The sequence below is a fragment of the Pseudomonas sp. AL03 genome (assembly GCF_029960815.1).
GTDB lineage: Bacteria > Pseudomonadota > Gammaproteobacteria > Pseudomonadales > Pseudomonadaceae > Aquipseudomonas.
The window spans coordinates 1-20,997 of sequence record NZ_JASBRE010000016.1; the positions used below are offsets into that span (position 1 = coordinate 1).

The window sequence follows — 20,997 nt, forward strand, 5'->3', positions numbered from 1 at the left end:
CCGAAACCCCTATCTGCGTATGCAGGTAGGGGTTTTGTTTTGTCCGCAGGAAAGTGGCCTTCAGTTACAGCACAAATTTGCACAGTTATTTTCGATCCATGACACTAGAATAGGTCCAACTTTTTCGGAGCCAGAGCCTTTATGCCAGATCCGGTTGACGCCCCTGGGCTGTCAGAATTACCGCTGGACGACTTGCTAGCGTGTCATGAGTGCGACTTGCTGATGCGCAAGCCAGAGCTCGCCCATGGCGAGAAAGCGCTCTGTCCGCGCTGCGGTTACGAGCTCTACGCCCATCGGCATAACGTCGTACAGCGCAGTCTCGCCTTGGTTCTCGCCGCTCTGTTTTTATATATCCCTGCGAACTTTTTACCCATCATGCAGCTCCATCTACTCGGGCAGTCATCGGATGACACTGTCTGGAGTGGCGTTGTTGGCCTGTTCGATACCGGAATGCAGGGTGTAGCAGTCGTGGTGTTTCTCTGCAGTATGGGAATCCCGTTGCTCAAGCTGCTTTGCCAACTGGCTGTACTGCTGAGTATTCGTTTTGATATCGGGCGCAGTTACGGCCTGTTGCTCTACCGCATTTATCACCATTTACGCGATTGGGGGATGCTCGAGGTCTACCTCATGGGCGTACTGGTAGCGATCGTCAAACTGGCAGATATGGCAGCAATTACCGTCGGTCTTGGCCTGGCGTGCTTTATCGGTTTGTTGTTGGTTCAGGTCTGGTTGGAGGTTGTGATGTCGCCTCATCAGATCTGGCAGGCTTTATCAGGAGAGGATGCCCATGCGGGCGATTGATGCAGGCATTCTTATTTGCGCCGAATGCCATGAGTTGAACAAGCAGGAAGCCGACACCGACGAGCAGGTCTGCACCCGTTGCGGTGCGCTGGTTCACGCCCGTCGTCCGAACAGTGTGATGCGTACCTGGGCGTTGCTGGTGACCGCCGCGGTTCTCTACATCCCGGCCAACGTGCTGCCGATCATGACCGTCAGCTCACTGGGGCAGGGCGATCCCAGCACCATCATGTCCGGTGTGATCCAACTGGTTCAGCACGGCATGATCCCCATCGCCGCCGTGGTTTTTATCGCCAGTATTTTGGTACCAACGTTTAAGTTGGTGGGTATCGCACTGCTTCTGTTTTCCGTGCAGCGCCGCCAGCCACTGTCGGCTCGCCAACGTATTTGGATGTATCGCTTTATTGAGTTCATTGGCCGCTGGTCGATGCTCGATATCTTTGTGATCGCCATCCTGGTGGCGGTTGTGAATTTCGGACGGCTTGCCAGCGTCGAAGCCAATCTTGGCGCCATCGCTTTCGCCAGTGTGGTGATTCTGACGATGCTTGCCGCAGTAACTTTCGATCCCCGACTGATTTGGGATAACACGGAGTCGGACGACGACCATGACTGATTTGCCTACAGCAAAAACCCGACCAGCCTCGAACTGGTCAGCTATTTGGGTGTTGCCCCTGATCGCCCTGATTATCGGCGGCTGGCTCGGCTGGCGTGCCTACAACGAGACCGGCATCGAGATTCAGGTGCGTTTCGAAAGTGGTGAAGGCATTCAGGCCAACAAGACCGAAGTCGTCTACAAAGGCATGTCGGTGGGTAAGGTGAAGACCCTCAAGCTTGATGACGAAGGCAGCTCTAAGGGCGTGATCGCCACCGTAGAGATGAACAAGGACGTGGAGCAATACCTGCGGACCAGCACGCGTTTCTGGCTGGTCAAACCGAGCGTGACACTGGCCGGTATCACTGGCCTGGAGACGCTGGTCTCGGGTAACTACGTCGCGATAAGCCCGGGCGAAGGTGAGCCGACTCGAAAGTTCAAAGCCCTGGTTGAAGAGCCGCCGCTGTCGGACGCTCAGCCGGGTTTGCACCTGACCATCAAGGCTGATCGCCTCGGCTCGTTGAACCGCGGCAGTCCGGTGTTCTACAAGCAGATCAAGGTTGGCCAGGTCAAAAGCTACTTGCTCTCCGAAGACCAGAGCACGGTTGAACTCAAAGTGTTCATCGAACCCACCTATGCCAAACTGGTGCGCAAACACACGCGTTTCTGGAACGCCAGCGGCATCAGCATCGACGCCAGCCTGTCGGGCGTGAAAGTGCGTAGCGAGTCCCTGGCCAGCATCGTCGCCGGCGGTATCGCGTTCGCCACGCCGGAGAACCGCAAGGACAGTCCGCCCACCGACCCAAGCCTGCCGTTCCGTCTCTACGAAGATTTCGATGCGGCCGCTGCCGGGATTCGGGTTAAGGTCAAACTCAGCGATTTCGAAGGCTTGCAGGCCGGTCGCACACCGGTGATGTACAAAGGCATCCAGGTCGGCAATCTGAAAGCGCTGAAGATCGATCCGGATCTGTCTGGCGCCACCGCCGAATTGACCCTCGATCCATTGGCCGAAGATTACCTGGTTGAAGGCACTCAGTTCTGGGTGGTCAAACCGTCGATCTCGCTGGCGGGGATCACCGGCCTGGAAGCCCTGGTCAAAGGTAACTACATCGCCGTTCGCCCTGGCGACAAAGACGCAGCGCCGCAACGTGAATTCGTGGCGCGACCCAAGGCTCCGCCGCTGGATCTGCGTTCTCCGGGTTTGCACCTGGTGTTGTTCACGGAAAGCCTGGGTTCCCTGGAAGTCGGCAGTCCGATTCTCTACAAACAGGTCAAGGTTGGTTCGGTCCAGAGCTATCAGTTCTCGCGCACCAAAAAACAGTTGGTGATCGGTGTACACATCGAGAAGGAATACGAAGGTCTGGTCAATGCCTCGACACGGTTCTGGAATGCCAGCGGCATCACGCTGACGGGGGGACTGACGGGGGGGATCCAGGTCAAAAGTGAGTCGCTGCAAAGCCTGATGGCCGGCGGCATTGCTTTCGAAACCCCGGAAGCCAAGGCGCCGTTGCAGAAGCGGATTCCACGTTTTCGTCTGTTCGCCAACCATGACGAGGCCAACCATAAAGGCACCGTGGTCACGATCAAGGTTGATCGCGCCGATGGCTTACGCAACGGCACACCTGTGAGATTCAAAGGCCTGGATGTTGGCAAGATTGAGGACGTCGACCTCAGTGATGACCTGCAATCGGTGATGCTTACCGCACGAATCACAGAAGTGCCGGAGCGTATCGCTCGGGTTGGCAGTCAGTTCTGGGTAGTCAAACCTGAACTGGGTTTGATCAAGACGTCCAACCTTGAAACGCTGGTCACAGGCCAATACATCGAAGTGCAGCCGGCCGCGAAAAACCTCGGCCCGCAGAAGAACTTCGTCGCCCTGGCCAATCCGCCGGAAACCGCTAAACAAGAAGCCGGTTTGAGTCTGGTGTTGAGTGCTGCACGCCGTGGTTCGCTGAAAACCGGTGTGCCGGTCACCTATCGCGAGATCACCGTGGGCAAAGTGACGGGCTATGAACTCGGCCAGACCGCCGATCGCGTGTTGGTGCACATCCTGATCGAGCCGAAGTACGCGCCGTTGGTGCGCAGCGGCACGCGTTTCTGGAACTCCAGTGGTTTTGGCTTTGATTACGGCTTGTTCAAAGGGGCGACGATGCGTACCGAATCGCTGGAGACGCTGATTCAGGGCGGCATCGCTTTCGCCACGCCGGACGGTGAGCGCATGGGCGGTCCGGCGCTAGCTGAGCAAACGTTTCCGCTGTTCGATAAGTTCGAAGACGAATGGCTGACCTGGGCACCGAAGATTTCAATCGGCAAGTAAGCCCAAAAAAAAGGCATGAAAAAGGCCGCGATCCATTGGATCGCGGCCTTTTTTATTGCTGTCGATTAACACAAATCAGACCGCATCCAGCTCCGGTTCATCCGCTTCAACGGTAACGGCAGCCTTCACCTCATCGTGTCGACGGATGTACTTCCAGTCCGCCTCGTCGATGTAGATCCCGTTCGGCCCGCTGCCACCTTCCAGGTCGATGGCGACACTGGCGCAGACCTGCGGCTTCACACTCGCCAGGATCGGCACGAAGCCCAGTTGCAAGCTGGTTTCCAACAGCGCTGCCTGGTTCTTTTCGTCGATGTCCGCCGCCTCGTCGAGGTAGTAAGGCAGGCGCACGCGACCGGCCTGATCGCGGTCCATCAAGTGCAGCAACAAGTACATGTTGGTCAGCGCCTTGATGGTCATGGTCGTGCCGTTGGAGGCGGCGCCATCGATGTCGGTGTGGATCACCGGCGATCCGTTGACCTTGGTGATCTCGAACGCCAGCTCGAACAAGTCCTTGAGGCCGAGCTGGTTGTGGTTTGCCGCCACCAGCCGCGCCAGGTATTCCTTGGCTTCTTCGTTTTTGTTGTCCTGATCCGCGCTTTGGCTCAGATCGAAAACCGAAAGGGTTTCGCCTTCTTCGTACTGGCCGGCGCTGTGGATGATCTGGTCGATGTGCTTGAGCGCTTCCCTGTTCGGCGCCAGTACGATGCGGAAACTCTGCAGGTTGGAGACCTGACGCTTGTTGATCTCGCGGTTGAACAGCGCCAGTTGATGCTCGAGGCTGTCGTAGTCGCTGCGGATGTTGCGCAGGGTCCGGGCGATGTCGGTCACCGCCGCACGGCGAGCCTTGCCAAGGGTCAGGGCTTCGTCGGTGCGGTGCGCATACGCGTTGATCAGCAGTTGCAGGCGACGCTCCATATCGTCTTCGCTGTCGAACTTGGCCACGCCCTTGAGGCGGACCTGAGCGTACAGCGCTTCGATCTGGCCATCGCTGCGCATCAAACCCTGCCAGCTGTCCTGATAGTCATTGAGCAGCGGCAGCAGGTTGTCCATGGAATCGTCGATCAGGTCCATGAACGGCGTACCGAACGGCAGGTCTGCCGGCAACAACTGACGGCGGCGCAGGGCGTCGTCGAGGGTGCGTTGCTTGGCTTCCATGTCGCCGATCTGCCGGCCGACCAGTTGCAGCTTGGCCGACAGTTGCTGGACGCGTTCGGTGAAGGCATCGCTGGAACGCTTCAACTCGTCCTGAGCCGCTTCCATCTGCGCCAGCTGCTCCAGCTTGTCGCTTTCCTCGGCGCTCAGTGTTTGCGCGCGGCGGAAATCTTCCAACGCTTTCTGCGCATCCAGCACTTGCTGGTACAGCGCTTCGGTCTGGGTCTTGCTCGCGGCGCGGTCGGCGGCCACGGCTTGCTGGGTTTTCAGTTGCTTGAGTTCTTTGTCCAGACGCTCTTTCTGATCGCGCAATGCCGCGCGGTCTGCCAGGGCTTGCAGCGCTGGAGGCTCGATGTGCGAGATGTCGATGGACAGGCCCGGCACTTCGAAGCGCTCGCCTTTGAAGCCGTCGAGGATCAGCTCCATGGATTTGACCCACTGACCGTCCTCGTCCAGCGTGATGCCATGCTCGCCCAGCGGCAGACTGAACAGCGCACTGTTGAACAGGCGCATCAGGCGCTCGACATCCTGTTGCGAGAATTCCTCGCGCAGACGGGCGTAGCTGTTGTTGTCGGCGTGATCGAGTTGCTGCTTCACCGACTTCAGGCGTTTTTCCAGATCCCGCAGGCGCTCTTCCAAATCTTCGGCGCTGAACTGCCGCGACTGCGCCAGCGCACCGGCCAATTCATCGTGTGCGTCCTTGGCCGCGAGCAGTTGCTGCTCAAGGACTTTGACGTCAGTAACCAACGCGAAGCGATGCTTGAGCACCGACAACTCGCCGAGCCAACGCTGGATGCCGGTGATTTCCCGTTCCAGACGCATCAGCTCCTGAGTGCCGCCGCGCTGATCGTTTTGCAGCGCGTCTTGCTCGTTGCGGTAGTGCTCGGCCTGAATCGTCAGCTCTTCCTTGCGCGCACTGGCGTAGTCCGACCAGGTCCCGAGCAGGGAATCGAGCAGCGGCGAGATCCGGTGCAGTTTGCCGCGCAGGATGTTGCGCTGGGTCACGCCTGCCGCAAGCGCTTCGACCAATGGGCCAGCGGTGACCAGCGAGTTGTAGTCCTGCTCCATGCGACGGACATCGCGGAAGGCTTCTTCGCACGCGGCAATGTAGTCGACGCTGCCGGAACGCAGGCTGTGTTCGAACGCATCGAGAAACAGCTGCTTGAGCTTGGCCGCCGTGATTTCACGCATGTGCAGCAGGTTGATGAACAGTGCGCGGAACGTCTTCAGGCTCTGTTCGCTGGTGGAGCGCAACGGGATCAGCGTCAAGTCGAGTGGGATCGACGTGTGACCGCCGACCAATAAACGACGCAGCTCATCAGGTTTGAGCTCGTAGGCTTTCAGGCCTTCGCGCTCAAGGTTGGTGAACAACTCTTTCTGACGCAGGCAGGTGTCATTTTTCTGGTAGTGGGCCAAATCCAGCTTGCCGGCGTAGGCAAAAAACTGGTGCCCGAAACCACCGCCCGGGCCGCGACCGACCACCCCGATCACGTGCGGACCGTGGGGCAGGGACACTTCGACCAGAATGTAGCTGGTGTCCGAGGCGAAGTAGAACCGCCGGGATTGTTCCAGGCTGTACTTGCCGAAACTCATGTCCGACATGCGCGCCAAAATCGGGAACTGCAGGGCGTTGATCGAGGCGGATTTACCGAGGTTGTTCGCGCCGTAAACCGACAACGGTTCTTCCAGCGGAAACAGGCCGAGGCTATAGCCGGCGGTGTTTAAAAGGGCGAAGCGGCGAATGCCGTAGCGTTCCTTGCTCATGCGTCGGTCTCCTGTTCTTCGGCGATGGCACGGGCCATGGCGTCTTCTTCGCTTTCTTCCGCGAAGTCACTAAGGTCCAGCGGGTCATCGGTTTCCAGGAGTTTTTCGTCGCTGTCGTCATCGATCAGCACTGGAACCGGCAGCGGCAGCGGCAGCACGCTGTGCAGGCTGGCCGCCAGATCGCGATCCTGCTGAACCGAGAGGCAGACATCGAGGAAACGGTGCATCGGCGGCAGGAAACGGTAGATGCCGTTTTCTTCGCCGGCGAAACCGAGCTGAGTCATGCGTCGCATGATTTTTTCTTCGAGTTCTTCGACGGTCTGCACTTCGGCCTGGATAAACAGGTCGCGGTACTTCTCCAGCAGCGACGGCAATTCATCGCGGCCGAGGCTGCCACCATCAAGCACGGCAACTGGATCGCGGCCCTGATCAGCCAGATGCTCGACGAGGATGAAGGTGAACAGCGCCAGACGCTGGGCAGTCTTGTTCACCGCGGCCGCAGCGAGGTCCGGCACGAAGTAGTAGAAGCCACGGGTGTCGCAGACCAGTTCAAAGCCCAACGCCTTGAACAGCGTGCGGTACTGGTCCTGGAAGTTCGACAGTTGCGCGCACAGCTCTGGGTCGCGGCGGCTGACGTGGTAGCCCTTGAACAGCTCGCGAAAGATCGGCGCCAGCTGGGACAGTTCGGATAGATCAAGTTGCATGGGGAGTACTTGCATAGGGTGTGCTCGCAGAATCCTCGGCGCTGTCGCGGGCCGAGAGCAGGGCGAAGGAGCGCAGGCTGACCTGGTGCTCGTGAGTGTGGTAATCGCGGCGTTCCAGACGCTCGCGGTTGAAGCGTTTTTCCCGCGACAGGCGCGAGAACCAGTAGAGCAATTCGTCGGTAGCGCCGTCCGGTTCCTGCTCCAGCAACCAGGTCATCAGGTCCGGCATCGGCAGGGCGTCTTCGCAGCGTTCGAGCATTTCCCGAACCGTGCGTGGCGCGCGCGGTGCTTCACCTTTCTGCGTCTTGTGGGCCTTGGGGAAGCGCGCCGGTTTTGGCTCGAAACGGGCCAACGCATAAACGTAGGCTTCGACCTGGCTGGCGCTGCCGAGAAACGTGCTTTGCGGTCGGGTAAACATTGGCATGGCGGCTTGCGGCACGGCATCAATACCTTTACGGCGGATGGCCGACAAGGCCAGTGCAGCGCCACGGGTCACGGCATTGTGCCGACGAGCTTCTTCACGCAACGGCAGCAGCAGTTCGCGGGCATGACGCAGGGTCAGCTGGGCGCTGGTCTGCATTTCGAGGATGCGTGCGTGGGTGCGCAGCAGCATGTCGTCATCGACCAGATGACCGAGGCGCTGCTGCTCGGTGAGCATCTTCAGCAGGACGTTTTCGACCTTGCGCACGCCTTGTTCGAAGGCGCCGTCGGCGTTCACCAACTGAATCATCGGCTCGACGTATTCGTCCCAAGTCGCAAGCACTTCAGCGTAACGCTGACGCAGCGGGATCTGCCGATCGCTGGTCTTCGCCCGCTCGGCGACGGCCACCAGGGCCTGCTCGTCGTTGGCGAGTTTCTTCAGAACGTCCCGTACGCGCATGTCGAGTAGGCGCAACTGGCGCGCCAGGTCGTGGCCATCACGGATGTCGAAGGCGTCCTGAATGTAACCGGCCAGACGCTCGAGGTGGCGCAAATAGGCTTCGATTTCCAGGCACAGGCCCAGACGGTGCTCACGGCGCAGGTAAGCGAGGAAGTCGTGGATCTGCGCGTTGAGCTCGAAACGGTTCGGGCTTTTCGCCACGGGAACCAGAATATCGAGGCGGATCCACACGTCCAACAGGCTGGTGATGTCCTGCGGCGTACTGTCCAGTTGCTGGGCGCCCAGTTGCGTACGCAGTTCGTTGAGGCTCAAGGTGCCTTGGTCGAAGTGCTCGCACAGTGGCTCCAGAAGTGCCCAGTGTTCAGCGAGGGCGCGCAAGACGCGCTTGGGTTCGATCATCGGAATGGCCGGCTTGTTGGCGATTAAAAGCCGCGATTGTACTGCATCGCAGGCGTGTCGATTCACTCTCGGGACGGACAGTTGGCTTTCTATCGATCAAGCGTGGGCGATCTTGAGCGAAGGGCGGTAGAATCACCGCACTTTAGTTATCCACAAGTGGCCGACCTTTGCTTATCGAGTCCCGTCGCCGCGCTTATTTGACCGCCATGCAGGTGGTCAACTGGCTGCCGCGCACCGAATTGCCCTTTGCAGCGCCCTCGCGCCCCGAACTGCTGGAGATGCCCGAGCCGTTGGTCGTTGCCCCGGTGGCGCCGGCTCCTGTGGCTGAGGCCCCCGTGGAACCCGTGGTCAAACCGGCCGAACGGGTGAAAATCGACGTGCCACGGCCATCGTTGGCCAGCACGCGCACGAACGCCAAGGTCGAAGAAGAGGCGGCTCCGGTCGCGGTCAAGGCGTCGGTCGTGCCGCCGCCGCGTTTCGCCCTGCAATTGCTGCGGGCCGGGCGCTGCCTGCTGTTGGTCGAGTTGCCCACAGGCGAATCGTTCCAGACCCGCGACCCCGCCTATTTGTTGCTCAAGGACATGCTGCGTGCCGCCGGTCTGCCGGACAGCCCGCAAATCGTCGGTGAGCCGGTGCGCTGGCCGTTGCTGGTTCGGGGCACCATGGATCAAGGCCCGGAAGCGGCTCGCGACTTCGTGCAAGGTTTTCTCTCGGCCCGGCTGGAAGACGCTCCATGCGTCTGCGTGTGGCTGATCGGCCTGCCGGCGGTGCGTTTCGCCGGTGAAGCGAACGCCGAATCCTTCAACCGTGAACTCCAGGTCGATGGCCTTGGCTCGGTCTGGGCCCTGCCGGGTCTGGAATTATTAATGGAAGAGCCACAGCGTAAGGCTGATGTCTGGCAAGCCATGCGTCGGCTGATGGTGCGCTGGAAAGAATCGAATGAGTGACGCTGTATCGTTCCGCCCAATGATCGAGGCGGACATGGACGCTGTACTGAAAATCGAATACGCGGCCTATAGCCACCCGTGGACCCGCGGAATTTTTCTCGATGGCCTGGGCAAGTACCAGATCTGGCTGATGTTCGAAGGCCTGCAGCAGGTCGGTCATGGCGTGGTGCAGATCATTCTGGATGAAGCGCATCTGCTGAACATCACCGTCAAACCGGAAAACCAGGGCCGTGGCCTGGGCTTGACGTTGCTGGAGCATTTAATGTCCCGGGCGTATGAGGCCAAGGCGCGGGAGTGTTTTCTGGAAGTGCGAGACAGCAACCGTGGTGCGTTTAAGTTGTATGAGCGTTATGGGTTTAACGAGATCGGTCGGCGCCGGGATTACTATCCTGCCGTCGGTGGGCGCGAAGACGCCGTCGTCATGGCTTGCACTCTGGTCGACTGATGTATTGCTATTGTGGCAAGGGAGGCAAGCTCCCTCGCCACAGATCAACGATTACCGTCTATCGGATCGCGCTCCGCCATTTCCGCCTCATCCAGCCCATTACCACCGCCAATGTCGTCTTCATCGACAATGCTCAAATCCCAATCGGCCTGTTCGCCTTCGCCGGCCTCATGAGCATCGCGTGCGCCGTCTTCACGGATCAGATTTTCCGGGCTCATGTCGTCGTCGGTGGATTCATGGTCACTGGTCGAGGCCCCCGTCATGCCGGCTTCACGCACTCGATCCCGAGGCATCAGCCGCTCGCGCTCCGTTTCCGGCAGCTCGTCGCCGATTTTACCGCTGGGTGTTTCCTCGTCGAAATCCAGCTCATGCATCGATCCCATGCGGTCTTCGTTGTCATCGATGGGCTCGGGTTGCACCGCATCGTACGGACGTCGTGATTCAGTCATGGCAATTCCTCATACTGTGGGCCTTACTAGGGTGGACCTACTGGGCTGCTGAGAATTCCAACGACTCGCAACACCGGCAAATATGCATCGCGCACGTGACCCCGATGGACGGTTGTCTGTCAAACCAGCGCATCATTATCGAGGCTTCAAAGCATGAACGAATTACAAGATCTGATTGATAACAACGAACGCTGGGCCGAAGCGATCAAGCAGGAAGATCCGGACTTCTTCTCCAAGCTGGCCCGCCAACAGACACCTGAATACCTGTGGATTGGCTGTTCCGACGCCCGCGTGCCAGCCAACGAGATCGTCGGCATGCTGCCCGGCGACCTGTTCGTCCACCGCAACGTCGCCAACGTGGTGCTGCACACCGACCTCAACTGCCTGTCGGTGATTCAGTACGCGGTCGACGTGCTCAAGGTTAAGCACATCCTGGTTACCGGCCACTATGGCTGCGGCGGCGTGCGCGCCTCGATGCAGGACCGTCAGCTGGGTCTGATCGACGGCTGGTTGCGCTCGATTCGCGACCTCTATTATGAAAAACGCGAAGAACTCGCCACGTTGCCCACCGAAGAAGAGCAGGTCGATCGTCTCTGCGAACTCAACGTGATCCAGCAAGTGGCTAACGTCGGGCACACCAGCATCGTACAAAACGCTTGGCACCGCGGACAGAACCTGTCGATTCACGGCTGCATCTATGGCATCAAGGACGGTCGCTGGAAAAGCCTGAACGCGACCATCAGTGGCTTCGAGCAACTGCCGCCGCAATACCGTTTGCGTCCGGTCGAGGCGTTGTAACGCCCTTCAACAGAGCGTTCGCCGACGCCAGTGCTGCAAAAACAACTGGCCGTCGGCGTTCGGCTGTTCATCGTAGCCGGTGATCCAGCCTCGGCAGTCGAGCGAGCCACACCGGCAGGCGAACTGATGCAGGAGTTTGTCTTCAGTGGCGGCATAGTCCATCGTTAGCTGTTCGCCTTTTTTGATGTCCTTTAGCGCCCATAACCACAGCTCGCTCATGTCGAGAAATACGTTAGGGTCGCAGGAGTGACGCAGCAGCCCGCAGAAGCGCGGGTCGTAGACATGGATGCCAAGGGCCAGTTGTCGGGTATGCCGGCATCGATAAGGCAGCAGGTGCCCCGACGCCCGACAAATTCGGCTGATGCGTGGAAAGTCTCGAAGTGCTGCGACGGCTGCCGCCGATCCGTTGGCGTTGTCGATAATCTCGAAGTCGACCCTGGAGGGGAATCCAAGGCGAACGGGTAACTCCGCAAATGGATAAATCCCATCGGGTGGTTGCGCAAGAGTCCCGTGCAGGGCGTGGGTTTTCATAACGATCCTTGTCCGGCTGGGTGCTGCGAACTCTTTCAGCTGACGATCCTGTCAGCTCTGCAACACTTGGGTGCGTCTCAAGCCTCTCGCAAATGAAACAGCGGGTCTACTGGCATAACTGACAGTAGACCCGCCGTTCATCGTTTTACAGATGCGGGGCAGGGATCGCAGTCGCGGGCACCGGGGCTTTCAGCTGTTTGAGCTGAGATTTGATCGGTGCCGTCGCGCACTTGGCCACGGCTTGTTGCGGCGTCAGGTTGCGGATCGAGGTATAGAACAGCTCGCAGGTTTTTTCTGGCTGGGCCACTTGCCAGGTTTGGGTGCAACTTTTCAGTTCAACGTCGGGATTACTGTCCGGTTGGCGGCCCATGGCGGCCTGCCAGCACGCGGCACTCAAATCCTGGCCCATGACTTTAAGGCCAGCCGCGTCGGCCTTGGCCTGGGCATCGTTGCCGGTATAGGTGTCCGGGTCGGCGGCGTACCAGATATAGCTTGGGTGGTTGGAACCCAGCACTGGCACTTTCACCCCGTCGCTCGGACTGATGCTGACCAGGCCCAGCACGGTCACGGTCGGCCCGTATTGCTGCTTGATCCAGTTACGCACTGGCGCGCCGAAGGCGACCATCGGCAATGCCGCACCGCTGGCGTTCTGGCTGAGTTGCTTGACCATGGTGGTCTGGTAGTCCTTGAAGTAGTCGTAGACACCTTCCAGATCCTTGCCTGCGTTGGACGGCGCGGCAATCGGTGCGATGTCGATGATGGTCTGGTAGCCCGGAGTCTGGTCGGCAGGGATTCCGTTGTCAGTCAGCAGTGTGGCCCAGCGATCGGTGGTGGCAGATCGCAGGTAATCCTGAGCCTGGGTCAACGAATAGTCTGGCGGGAAGTGCAACAGTTCAATGCTTTTGCGGTTTTCCAGGGCCATGCCCAGTGGCAGGAACAGATACCAGCTATAAGCCCACTTGCCATCGGCATTCAGCTTACTGGCGCCGGTGTAGGCCAGGTCGCCGGCATCGAGCAACGCGGCCAACGGTTTTTCATAGCCATCGGGTACGCCGCTGATTTCGGCGTAGAGCTGATCGTTATCGGTTTTGATCAGTACCTTCGCCGCGTTGTAGCCATCGCGCTGCACGCTTTGGGTCAGGTAATGCTCGACGGTCTGCTCCAGCGTCCAGTTGCGAAAGCAGATCACGTTGCAATTGTTGGGGTAGGCGAACAGGCGGGTGACGCGTTCGGTGCTGCCCAGCTTCAGGTCGACATCGGCATGGGCGGCGGCACTCAAGGTGAGGGCCGCGAAGGTGAGTCCTGCGAACTTGAACATGCTCAGATCCTTATCAGCGTGTGGGCCCTTAGCTTCGGGGGCGCATACATACTGAAACAGACTGCACCGAACAAGAAGTAGGGGTCGATAGAAATATCGGCCCTTCTTTGCGTTATGGCATCACCGGCGCCGTATACGTCAGCGTCGTCCCCAACGCCCACAGCAGAAACAGCACCAGCGGGGTGTGCACCAGCAGTTGCACGAACGAAAACCCGATCAAGTCCCGCGCCTTCAACCCGAGCACTCCCAGCAACGGCAGCATGTAGAACGGGTTGATCAGGTTCGGCAGGGCTTCGGCGGCGTTGTAGATCTGCACGGCCCAGCCCAGATGGTAGTTCAGGTCGGTGGCCACTTGCATGACGTACGGCGCTTCGATGATCCACTTGCCCCCGCCGGACGGGATGAAGAAGCCGAGGATCGCTGAATACACGCCCATCAGCAGCGCGTAGGTGTCGTGGGACGCGATTTGTACGAAAAAGGTCGAGATGTGGTGAGCCAGCGTCTGAGCGTCAGTGCCTTTGACGGTGGTCATCAGCGCGGCGATTGAACCGTACAACGGGAACTGGATCAGGACACCCGTGGTGGTCGGTACCGCGCGGGACACTGCGTCAAGGAAGCTGCGCGGGCGCCAGTGCAGCAGGGCGCCGAGCATGATGAACAGGAAGTTGTAGGTGTTCAGCCCGGAAATCGCGCTGATCGCAAGTTTAGTCGAGAACTCATGGAACAGCCACCCGGCCGCCAGCAGCACCAGCAAAATCGTCAGCAGCGGGCTGTGCTCCAGCCATTCGCCGGGGCGGGTGCGCGGTTGCAATGGCGGCATATTAAAGCTCGGATCGATTCCGCAGGCCTTGGCATCCCGGGCCGAGTTCGGGCCGGGTGCAGTGGCGTAGGCAATGACCAGCGAGATCACGATCAGTGCCAGCAACATCACGCCCGACTGCCAGAGAAAGATCGTTTGTGTGAAAGGAATCACGCCGGTGATCGACAGAATCGACGGCGGCAGGCTGGCCGGGTTGGCCTGCAATTGCGCGGCGGACGAGGACAGGCCCAAGGCCCACACTGCTCCGAGGCCCAGATAGGCGGCAGCACCGGCGGCACGGTAATCCATTTTCAGATCGGTACGACGGGCGAGGGCGCGCACCAGCAAACCGCCAAACACCAGCGACAGCCCCCAGTTCAGCAGCGAAGCGACCATCGAGATCAACGCAATCCAGGCCACGGCCGAGCGGCCGTCTTTCGGAATCCGCGCCAACCGGTCGATCAGTTTCACCGCCGGTGGCGAGCTGGCGACTACATAACCGCCGATCACCACGAAAGCCATCTGCATGGTGAACGGGATCAGGCTCCAGAAACCGTCACCGAAGGCCATGGCGGCGTCGATGGGCTTGGCGCCCATAAACAGGGTGGCCACGGCGACGATAATCACCGCCAGTGCGGCAAACACCCAGGAATCGGGGAACCAGCGTTCGGCAAAGCTTGAGCAGCGCAGGGCAAAGCGGGCAGAGCGGGTATCTTCGATATCAGCGGCCACGGGTGTACCTCGAATTTTTATGTTTGTTGTGATCCTCAGGGCCGCACACGCCCGTCTGGACAGCTGCCAACAGTAAATCAATCGACCTTTTTTGTGACGAAGTTTTACGAGTTTGGGACTTTGGTGTAACGGGTTGTCCGTTGGCGCGTTTGCGTAGACCATGGACGCCTTGGTTTTTTGCCTATGCCAGAGTTCTTTTCATGACTGCCAACATCCACTCGCGCCCGGCGCCGTTCACCCGCTCGGATTACAAGACCCTCGGCCTTGCGGCGCTTGGCGGCGCGCTGGAAATCTACGACTTCATCATTTTCGTATTTTTTGCACTGACCCTCAGCCAGCTGTTCTTCCCGCCAGAAATGCCGGAGTGGCTCCGTCTGCTGCAAAGCTACGGGATCTTCGCCACCGGTTATTTGGCGCGGCCGTTGGGCGGGATTCTGATGGCGCATTTCGCCGACCGACTGGGCCGCAAAAAGGTCTTCAGCCTGAGCATCCTGATGATGGCGCTGCCGTGCCTGTTGATCGGCATCATGCCGACCTACGCCCAGATCGGTTATTTCGCACCGCTGCTGCTGTTGACCCTGCGAATCCTCCAGGGCGCGGCGGTGGGCGGTGAAGTGCCGAGCGCCTGGGTGTTCGTCGCCGAGCATGCACCGGCCGGGCATCGCGGTTATGCCCTCGGTTTCCTGCAGGCCGGGTTGACCTTTGGTTACCTGATCGGCGCCCTGACGGCGACGTTCCTGGCACAGGCATTCACCCCGGCAGAAATACTTGATTACGCTTGGCGTTACCCGTTCCTGCTGGGCGGCGTGTTTGGCGTAATCGGCGTCTGGCTACGCCGCTGGCTCAGCGAAACCCCGGTGTTTATGGCCATGCAGGCCCAACGCGATGCAGCCGTCGAGCTGCCGCTGCGCACGGTCTTGCGTGAGCATCGTCTGGCCATGGTGCCGGCGATGATTCTCACCTGCGTATTGACCTCGGCGGTGGTGGTGTTCGTGGTGATCACCCCGACCATGATGCAGAAAACCTTCGGTATGACCGCCAGCCACACCTTCGCTTTGAGTGCCTTGGGCATTGTTTTTCTGAACATCGGCTGCGTACTCGCCGGGCTGCTGGTCGACCGCATTGGCGCCTGGCGCACGGTGATGCTCTACAGCCTGCTGCTGCCACTGGGCATCGGCGTGCTCTATACCTGCCTGATTATCGGTGGCAACTGGATCGGTCTGGCGTACGCGGTGGCCGGTCTCAGTTGTGGGGTGGTCGGCGCGGTGCCATCGGTGATGGTCAGCCTGTTCCCGGCGCGGATTCGTGTCTCGGGCATTTCCTTCACTTACAACATCGCCTACGCCGCCTGGGCGAGTATCACACCGTTGTTGCTGATCGGTCTGATGCCGTGGAGCCCATGGATCTGCGTGATCTTCTGCGCGGTGATGGGGGCTGTGGGTGTGAGCAGCGCCGCGTATTTCGGGACGCGGATGCCAAAAGTTGGAAGCTGTTCGCCTGCTGGCGCGATGTAATTGAAGGTAGGACCGTTCGTGTAGCAACTATTTTTGTATGGCAACTCTGAAACACTCTTCAGAAAATATCCCCAAGGCCGATGGTTAGGCTGCATACCGCTTTCTATCCCTGTCCATCGGTGTATCCCCATGTTCAACAAACGCTTGAAGCAGGAGCTGTCGGCTCTTCGCGAAGAACTCTCCAGCCTCCAGCAAGTGAAGGAAAGTCTGGAAAGCGAGATGTTGGTCCTGACCCTCGATACCGATGGGCGGATTCAATCGGTCAACCAGAATTTCCTCGGTGAGTTGCTCTACAAAAGCAACGACTTGATCGGCCGACACATCGAAGACATCGTCCCGGCCCATGTGAAGTCGGACGAATTCCACCACCGCTTCAAGGTCGCGTTGACCCGTGGCGAGCACTTTGCCGGCACGGTGCGTTTGTTGCGCGGCAATGGCCAGGAAGCCTGGCTGCGCTCGATCATGCAGCCGGTTCGGTCCGCGGACGGTCGGATCAAGCACTTCTCGATTTACTCCAGTGACCTGACCCGCACCATCGAGGCGTCCCGTGATCATGAGAACCTGATCGGCGCGCTCGTGCGCTCCACGGCGGTGATCGAGTTCGACCTCAATGGCAACGTACTGGCAGCCAACGACCGGTTTCTCAGCGGCATGGGCTACAGCCTGGCGCAGATCAAGGGCAAACATCACCGCACCTTCTGCCAACCGGAGGATTACAACAGCGCCGCGTACCAGGACTTCTGGCGCCGCTTGAATGCAGGCGAGTTCGTCGCCGACCGTTTCAAGCGCGTCGACAGCCACGGTCGCGCGGTCTGGCTGGAGGCTTCCTACAACCCGGTGGTCGATGCCAACAATAAACTCTACAAAGTGGTGAAGTTCGCCACGGTGATTACCGATCAGGTCAATCAGGAGCAAGCCGTCGCCGAAGCGGCGAACATTGCCTACAGCACCTCGCAGCAAACCGACAGCAGCGCGCAGCGCGGTAACGCCGTGGTCACTCAGGCGGTGAACGTGATGCGTGACCTTGCCAGGCATATGCAGACCGCCGGCGAAGGCATCGAAGCGCTGAACGAGCAGTCGCTGGTGATTGGCACCATTGTCAAAACCATCAGCGGGATTGCCGAACAGACCAACCTGCTGGCGCTCAACGCGGCCATCGAAGCGGCTCGGGCCGGGGAACAGGGGCGTGGTTTCGCGGTGGTGGCGGATGAGGTCCGGCAATTGGCTTCGCGTACCAGCCAGGCAACCGATGAAATCGTCGGCGTGGTGCGTCAGAACCAGGACATGGCGCGTAACGCCGTGGCGCTGATGACCGAGGGCAAACTCCAGGCGGAGCAGGGGCTGGCGTTGGCGGCAGAGGCGGGCACGGTGATTGTCGAGATTCAGGACGGTGCACAGAAAGTGGTGAACGCGGTCGGGCAGTTTGCCAATCAGCTGGCAACTTGATACCTGCCATCCCGGTGGAAATCGCTACAATCGGCGTTTTCCCCAGGAGCAGCCATCATGAGCGTTTCTTACCGCCGTCCGGTTCCCTTGGCCAAGGCTCTGCAGCCGTAAGCAGCCGGCCTTTCACACCCAAACGTCATTCTGCGCAGTGCGCTCGCCACCTTCGTTGCCAGTGTTCAGCACACCCTTGGGTTCGATCAGCAGGAGTTTTACTTCCTGCTCGGCGAACGGTTTGTGCTCGACACCTTTTGACACCACATACATTTCGCCGGCGTTCACCAACACGTGGCCATCGCGAAAGTCGATACGTAATTGCCCTTCGAGCACGATGAAGGTTTCGTCGGTATCAAGGTGATCGTGCCAGATGAAATCTCCCAGAAGTTTCACCACCTTGAACTGGTAGTCGTTCATTTCGGCGATGACCCGAGGCGTCCAGTAGGGGCCGATTTTGGCGATTTTTTCTGCGAAATTCAGGCTTTCGTAAGCTTTCATGAAGCGGCTCTCGTGGTTGATCGTAAAGCCACGATAGCCCGCGCTTCGAGCATGCTTCTTGAACGATTGTGCGTGGCTCAGCGGCGGTGCATTTTCATCCAGCGGGCCGGCGACAGGCCGTAGGTTTTGCTGAACTGCCGGGTCATGTGGCTTTGATCGGTGAAGCCGGCGATCAGCGCGGCGCTGACCAGTGACTGGCCCTGGATCAGCAGCGAGCGGACCAGGTCGAGGCGGCGCATGGTCAGGTATCGATAAGGGCTGGTGCCGAACAACAGGCGAAAATCCCGCGACAGACTCCAGCGATCGCGACCGCTGTGATGCGCCAGTTCTTCCAGCGTCACGCTGCGATCCAGGGCGCAGTGAATGAATTCCCGCGCGCGTTCGGCGGCCACGTAGTCGAAGCTCTGGCGGGTGGCAGGCACCCCGGAAACGCTGTTCAAGGCTTGAGCCAGATCGAACAGCGCATCCTGCTCTTCCAGTGGATCGAGGGGGCAATCGAGGCTTCGCAGCAGCACGGCGGTGGCGGCGAATAAACGTGGATCGGTCGACAGTCCGTTCTTGATGAACGGCAACGGCTGCCCGCCGAGCATCTGCTGGATCAGCGCCGGTTCGATGTACATCATTCGGTACTGGAAACCGGTCTCGGTGCCGGCTTCGCCATCGTGAACTTCGTCCGGGTGCAGCACCATGGTCCCGCCCGGCAGACTGTGGCGCCAGCCACCGCGGTACTGAAAACTCTGCACACCGGCCAGTGTGTGGCCGATCGCATAGGTGTCGTGGCGGTGAAGGTCGTAGCCGTGGCCTGCAAAAAACGCCTCGAAACGCTGAAGCCCGCCGACGTCGGGCGCGCGGTGGAACCAGTCGATGGTAGGCGTGTGCTTGGCCATGGTGGTGTTGCCTTGAGCTCGTTGCGCAATACGTTACCCCACTGACCAGCCGCCTGTCTGCTGCCCATCGAATCGCCCGGCGGGTAGAAAACCCCGGACTAATGTTGCAAGGTGTTGCATATTTCTTAAGCCACGAAGGCGCCCCACATCATGGAATTATCCCACTTGAGCTACGCCGCTCCGTTGTTGTCGTTGGCGCTGTTATGGACGGTCGCGGTGGTGACGCCGGGGCCGAACTTCTTCAACACCGCACAACTGGCCGCCAGTTGCTCCAGACGCCATGGCGTTGTCGCCGCACTGGGCGTGGCCACGGGGACCGTGCTTTGGGGGTTGGCGGGTGGTTTGGGTATCAAGTCGCTGTTCAGCGCTGCGCCGACGCTCTATCTGAGTTTCAAGATTGCCGGCGGTTGTTACCTGATCTATCTGGGTTTGAAGCAGTTCAAGCAAAAAACGCCGAGTGTGCCGGGCGATAGCAGCTCGTTGAATGGGGCAGGTCGCACGCTGCTATCAGCTTATGGCCGGGGCTTTGTAGGCAACATGACCAATCCGAAGGCCGCGCTGTTCGTCGCAACAATTTTCGCCACTGCCATGCCGGCTTCACCGCCACCGATGTTGCTGGCGCTGGCCGTGTTGACCATGGCGACCTTGTCATTCAGTTGGTATTGCAGCGTGGCACTGCTGTTTGCCAGCTGTCGGGTCGCGGGTGCTTATGATCGTTCGCGTAAATGGCTGGATCGCTTTGCCGGCAGTTGCTACTTACTGTTCGGGACGCATCTGTTAGCCAATCGTTGAGGAGTTCTGAATGAGCAAACTGCGGGTAGGCATTATTTTTGGCGGCCGTTCGGCTGAACACGAAGTGTCGTTGCAATCGGCGAAAAACATCGTCGATGCGCTGGATCGTTCGCGCTTCGAGCCGGTGTTGATCGGCATCGACAAGCAAGGCCACTGGCACCTTAACGACCCTTCAAACTTCCTGCTCAATCAGGAAAACCCGGCGCTGATCGCCCTCAACCGGTCCAACCGCGAGCTGGCCGTCGTGCCGGGCAAGGTCAGTCAGCAATTGGTGGAAACTTCCAGTCAGGAACTGCTGGGTCACGTCGATGTGATTTTCCCGATCGTCCACGGCACCTTGGGCGAAGACGGTTGCCTGCAAGGGCTGCTGCGCATGGCCGATCTGCCGTTTGTCGGTTCCGACGTGCTCGGTTCGGCCGTCTGCATGGACAAGGACATCAGCAAACGCCTGTTGCGTGACGCCGGGTTGGCGGTCACGCCCTTCGTCACCCTGACCCGCGCCACCGCGACGCGCACCGGGTTTGCCGAGGTGCAAGGCAAACTCGGTTTGCCGTTGTTCGTCAAACCGGCGAACCAGGGATCTTCCGTGGGCGTGAGCAAGGTGAATGACGAAGCCGAGTACGCGGCAGCTGTAGAGCTGGCACTGGGTTTCGATGAGAAAGTCTTGGTCGAGTCCGCCGTCAGTGGCCGCGAGATTGAATGCGCGGTGCTCGGCAATGAAGACGCCATCGCCAGCGGTTGTGGCGAGATTGTGGTGCGCAGCGGGTTCTATTCCTATGACAGCAAATACATCCACGCTCAAGCAGCGGAAGTCGTGGTGCCCGCCAACATTAGCATCGAGGCCAACGAACGCATTCGTGCCCTGGCCGTCGAGGCGTTTCAGGTGTTGGGCTGTTCGGGGCTGGCGCGTGTGGACGTGTTCCTGACCGAGAGCGGCGAAGTGCTGATCAATGAGATCAACTCGTTGCCCGGCTTCACCCGCATCAGCATGTACCCCAAGCTATGGCAGGCCACCGGTATGACTTACAGCGAGCTGGTCACCCGATTGATCGAACTGGCGCTGGAGAAGCATAAGGCGCGGCAGGCGCTGAAGATCTCTCGCTAGGCTGAATACAACAATAATTATTCGAGGAGACACGTCATGAAGGTCAGTGCACGTAACGTCTGGCTGTCGGCAGGGACGCGATCGCGCTGGTGAAGGCACCGTGGGTCATGTTGATGCATTTTCAAGAGTCAACTGG

19 protein-coding genes are annotated in these 20,997 nt (G+C 59.5%); 10 read left to right on the forward strand and 9 right to left on the reverse strand.

The annotated features are described in order from the left end of the window. Positions 1 to 141 precede the first annotated feature (141 nt). From QK293_RS16360 to QK293_RS16370, 3 genes are read left to right on the forward strand one after another with little or no spacing between them, the layout of a single operon-like run. Positions 142 to 801, forward strand: coding sequence for a paraquat-inducible protein A (locus tag QK293_RS16360; protein ID WP_282378755.1), 660 nt, complete (start codon positions 142 to 144; stop codon positions 799 to 801). After that, entirely contained in the window at positions 788 to 1,411 is a 624-nt protein-coding gene (locus QK293_RS16365) for a paraquat-inducible protein A (protein ID WP_008145542.1), read from the forward strand. The genes QK293_RS16360 and QK293_RS16365 overlap by 14 nt, the downstream gene beginning before the upstream one ends. After that, complete coding sequence (locus QK293_RS16370; protein ID WP_282378759.1) at positions 1,404 to 3,707, forward strand: MlaD family protein; 2,304 nt, start codon at positions 1,404 to 1,406, stop codon at positions 3,705 to 3,707. The genes QK293_RS16365 and QK293_RS16370 overlap by 8 nt, the downstream gene beginning before the upstream one ends. A gap of 75 nt (positions 3,708 to 3,782) precedes the next feature. On the opposite strand, the gene mksF is transcribed toward QK293_RS16370, so the two are convergent. Genes mksF through mksB form a run of 3 tightly spaced genes read right to left on the reverse strand, consistent with a single transcriptional unit; the run spans position 3,783 to position 8,606 of the window. Then, the gene (gene mksF / locus QK293_RS16375; RefSeq protein WP_282378761.1) at positions 3,783 to 6,623 is read right to left on the reverse strand and encodes an Mks condensin complex protein MksF; all 2,841 of its coding nucleotides are present in this window, start codon (positions 6,621 to 6,623) and stop codon (positions 3,783 to 3,785) included. Then, a complete protein-coding gene (gene mksE / locus QK293_RS16380; protein WP_282378763.1) occupies positions 6,620 to 7,327 on the reverse strand; it encodes an Mks condensin complex protein MksE in 708 nt (235 codons plus the stop codon). Before mksE ends, mksF begins: the two co-directional genes overlap by 4 nt. Continuing rightward, positions 7,317 to 8,606, reverse strand: coding sequence for an Mks condensin complex protein MksB (gene mksB / locus QK293_RS16385; protein WP_282378765.1), 1,290 nt, complete (start codon positions 8,604 to 8,606; stop codon positions 7,317 to 7,319). Before mksB ends, mksE begins: the two co-directional genes overlap by 11 nt. A gap of 206 nt (positions 8,607 to 8,812) precedes the next feature. On the opposite strand from mksB, the gene QK293_RS16390 reads away from it, so the two are divergent. After that, positions 8,813 to 9,553, forward strand: coding sequence for an energy transducer TonB (locus tag QK293_RS16390; RefSeq protein WP_282379056.1), 741 nt, complete (start codon positions 8,813 to 8,815; stop codon positions 9,551 to 9,553). Beyond that, on the forward strand, positions 9,546 to 9,998 hold the full coding sequence (gene rimI / locus QK293_RS16395) for a ribosomal protein S18-alanine N-acetyltransferase (RefSeq protein ID WP_282378768.1): 453 nt from the start codon (positions 9,546 to 9,548) through the stop codon (positions 9,996 to 9,998). Before QK293_RS16390 ends, rimI begins: the two co-directional genes overlap by 8 nt. Positions 9,999 to 10,042: 44 nt before the next feature. Here rimI and QK293_RS16400 read toward each other — a convergent pair whose 3' ends face one another. After that, positions 10,043 to 10,447 (reverse strand): serine kinase/phosphatase, encoded by a 405-nt coding sequence (locus QK293_RS16400; protein ID WP_282378771.1) that lies wholly within the window; start codon positions 10,445 to 10,447, stop codon positions 10,043 to 10,045. 153 nt (positions 10,448 to 10,600) lie between these two features. On the opposite strand from QK293_RS16400, the gene can reads away from it, so the two are divergent. After that, positions 10,601 to 11,245 carry a carbonate dehydratase gene (can, locus tag QK293_RS16405; protein WP_282378773.1) on the forward strand — a complete coding sequence of 215 codons (645 nt, stop codon included), beginning with the start codon at positions 10,601 to 10,603 and terminating at the stop codon, positions 11,243 to 11,245. Positions 11,246 to 11,251: 6 nt separating this feature from the next. Here the strand turns inward: can and QK293_RS16410 are convergent, their stop codons facing one another. From QK293_RS16410 to QK293_RS16420, 3 genes are all read right to left on the reverse strand, one after another. Next, a complete protein-coding gene (locus tag QK293_RS16410) occupies positions 11,252 to 11,776 on the reverse strand; it encodes an SET domain-containing protein-lysine N-methyltransferase (RefSeq protein ID WP_282378775.1) in 525 nt (174 codons plus the stop codon). Between the two features lie 145 nt (positions 11,777 to 11,921). Beyond that, entirely contained in the window at positions 11,922 to 13,094 is a 1,173-nt protein-coding gene (locus QK293_RS16415) for a hypothetical protein (RefSeq protein ID WP_282378778.1), read from the reverse strand. A 112-nt stretch (positions 13,095 to 13,206) separates the two neighbouring features. Continuing rightward, positions 13,207 to 14,625: a TIGR00366 family protein gene (locus QK293_RS16420; RefSeq protein WP_282378780.1), complete on the reverse strand. Its 1,419-nt coding sequence runs from the start codon at positions 14,623 to 14,625 to the stop codon at positions 13,207 to 13,209. Between the two features lie 200 nt (positions 14,626 to 14,825). On the opposite strand from QK293_RS16420, the gene QK293_RS16425 reads away from it, so the two are divergent. Both QK293_RS16425 and QK293_RS16430 read left to right on the forward strand, forming a co-directional pair. After that, positions 14,826 to 16,139 carry an MFS transporter gene (locus QK293_RS16425; protein WP_282378782.1) on the forward strand — a complete coding sequence of 438 codons (1,314 nt, stop codon included), beginning with the start codon at positions 14,826 to 14,828 and terminating at the stop codon, positions 16,137 to 16,139. Positions 16,140 to 16,268: 129 nt separating this feature from the next. After that, entirely contained in the window at positions 16,269 to 17,585 is a 1,317-nt protein-coding gene (locus QK293_RS16430) for a PAS domain-containing methyl-accepting chemotaxis protein (RefSeq protein WP_282378783.1), read from the forward strand. A 123-nt stretch (positions 17,586 to 17,708) separates the two neighbouring features. Here QK293_RS16430 and QK293_RS16435 read toward each other — a convergent pair whose 3' ends face one another. Beyond that, the gene (locus tag QK293_RS16435) at positions 17,709 to 18,077 is read right to left on the reverse strand and encodes a cupin domain-containing protein (RefSeq protein ID WP_282378784.1); all 369 of its coding nucleotides are present in this window, start codon (positions 18,075 to 18,077) and stop codon (positions 17,709 to 17,711) included. Between the two features lie 77 nt (positions 18,078 to 18,154). After that, the gene (locus QK293_RS16440; protein ID WP_282378785.1) at positions 18,155 to 18,964 is read right to left on the reverse strand and encodes an AraC family transcriptional regulator; all 810 of its coding nucleotides are present in this window, start codon (positions 18,962 to 18,964) and stop codon (positions 18,155 to 18,157) included. Positions 18,965 to 19,114: 150 nt separating this feature from the next. On the opposite strand from QK293_RS16440, the gene QK293_RS16445 reads away from it, so the two are divergent. Together QK293_RS16445 and ddlA are read left to right on the forward strand one after the other, a co-directional pair. Further along, positions 19,115 to 19,756, forward strand: a complete 642-nt coding sequence (locus tag QK293_RS16445) for a LysE family transporter (RefSeq protein WP_282378786.1) — start codon at positions 19,115 to 19,117, stop codon at positions 19,754 to 19,756. 10 nt (positions 19,757 to 19,766) lie between these two features. After that, positions 19,767 to 20,861: a D-alanine--D-alanine ligase gene (gene ddlA, locus QK293_RS16450; RefSeq protein ID WP_282378787.1), complete on the forward strand. Its 1,095-nt coding sequence runs from the start codon at positions 19,767 to 19,769 to the stop codon at positions 20,859 to 20,861. Positions 20,862 to 20,997 lie beyond the last annotated feature (136 nt).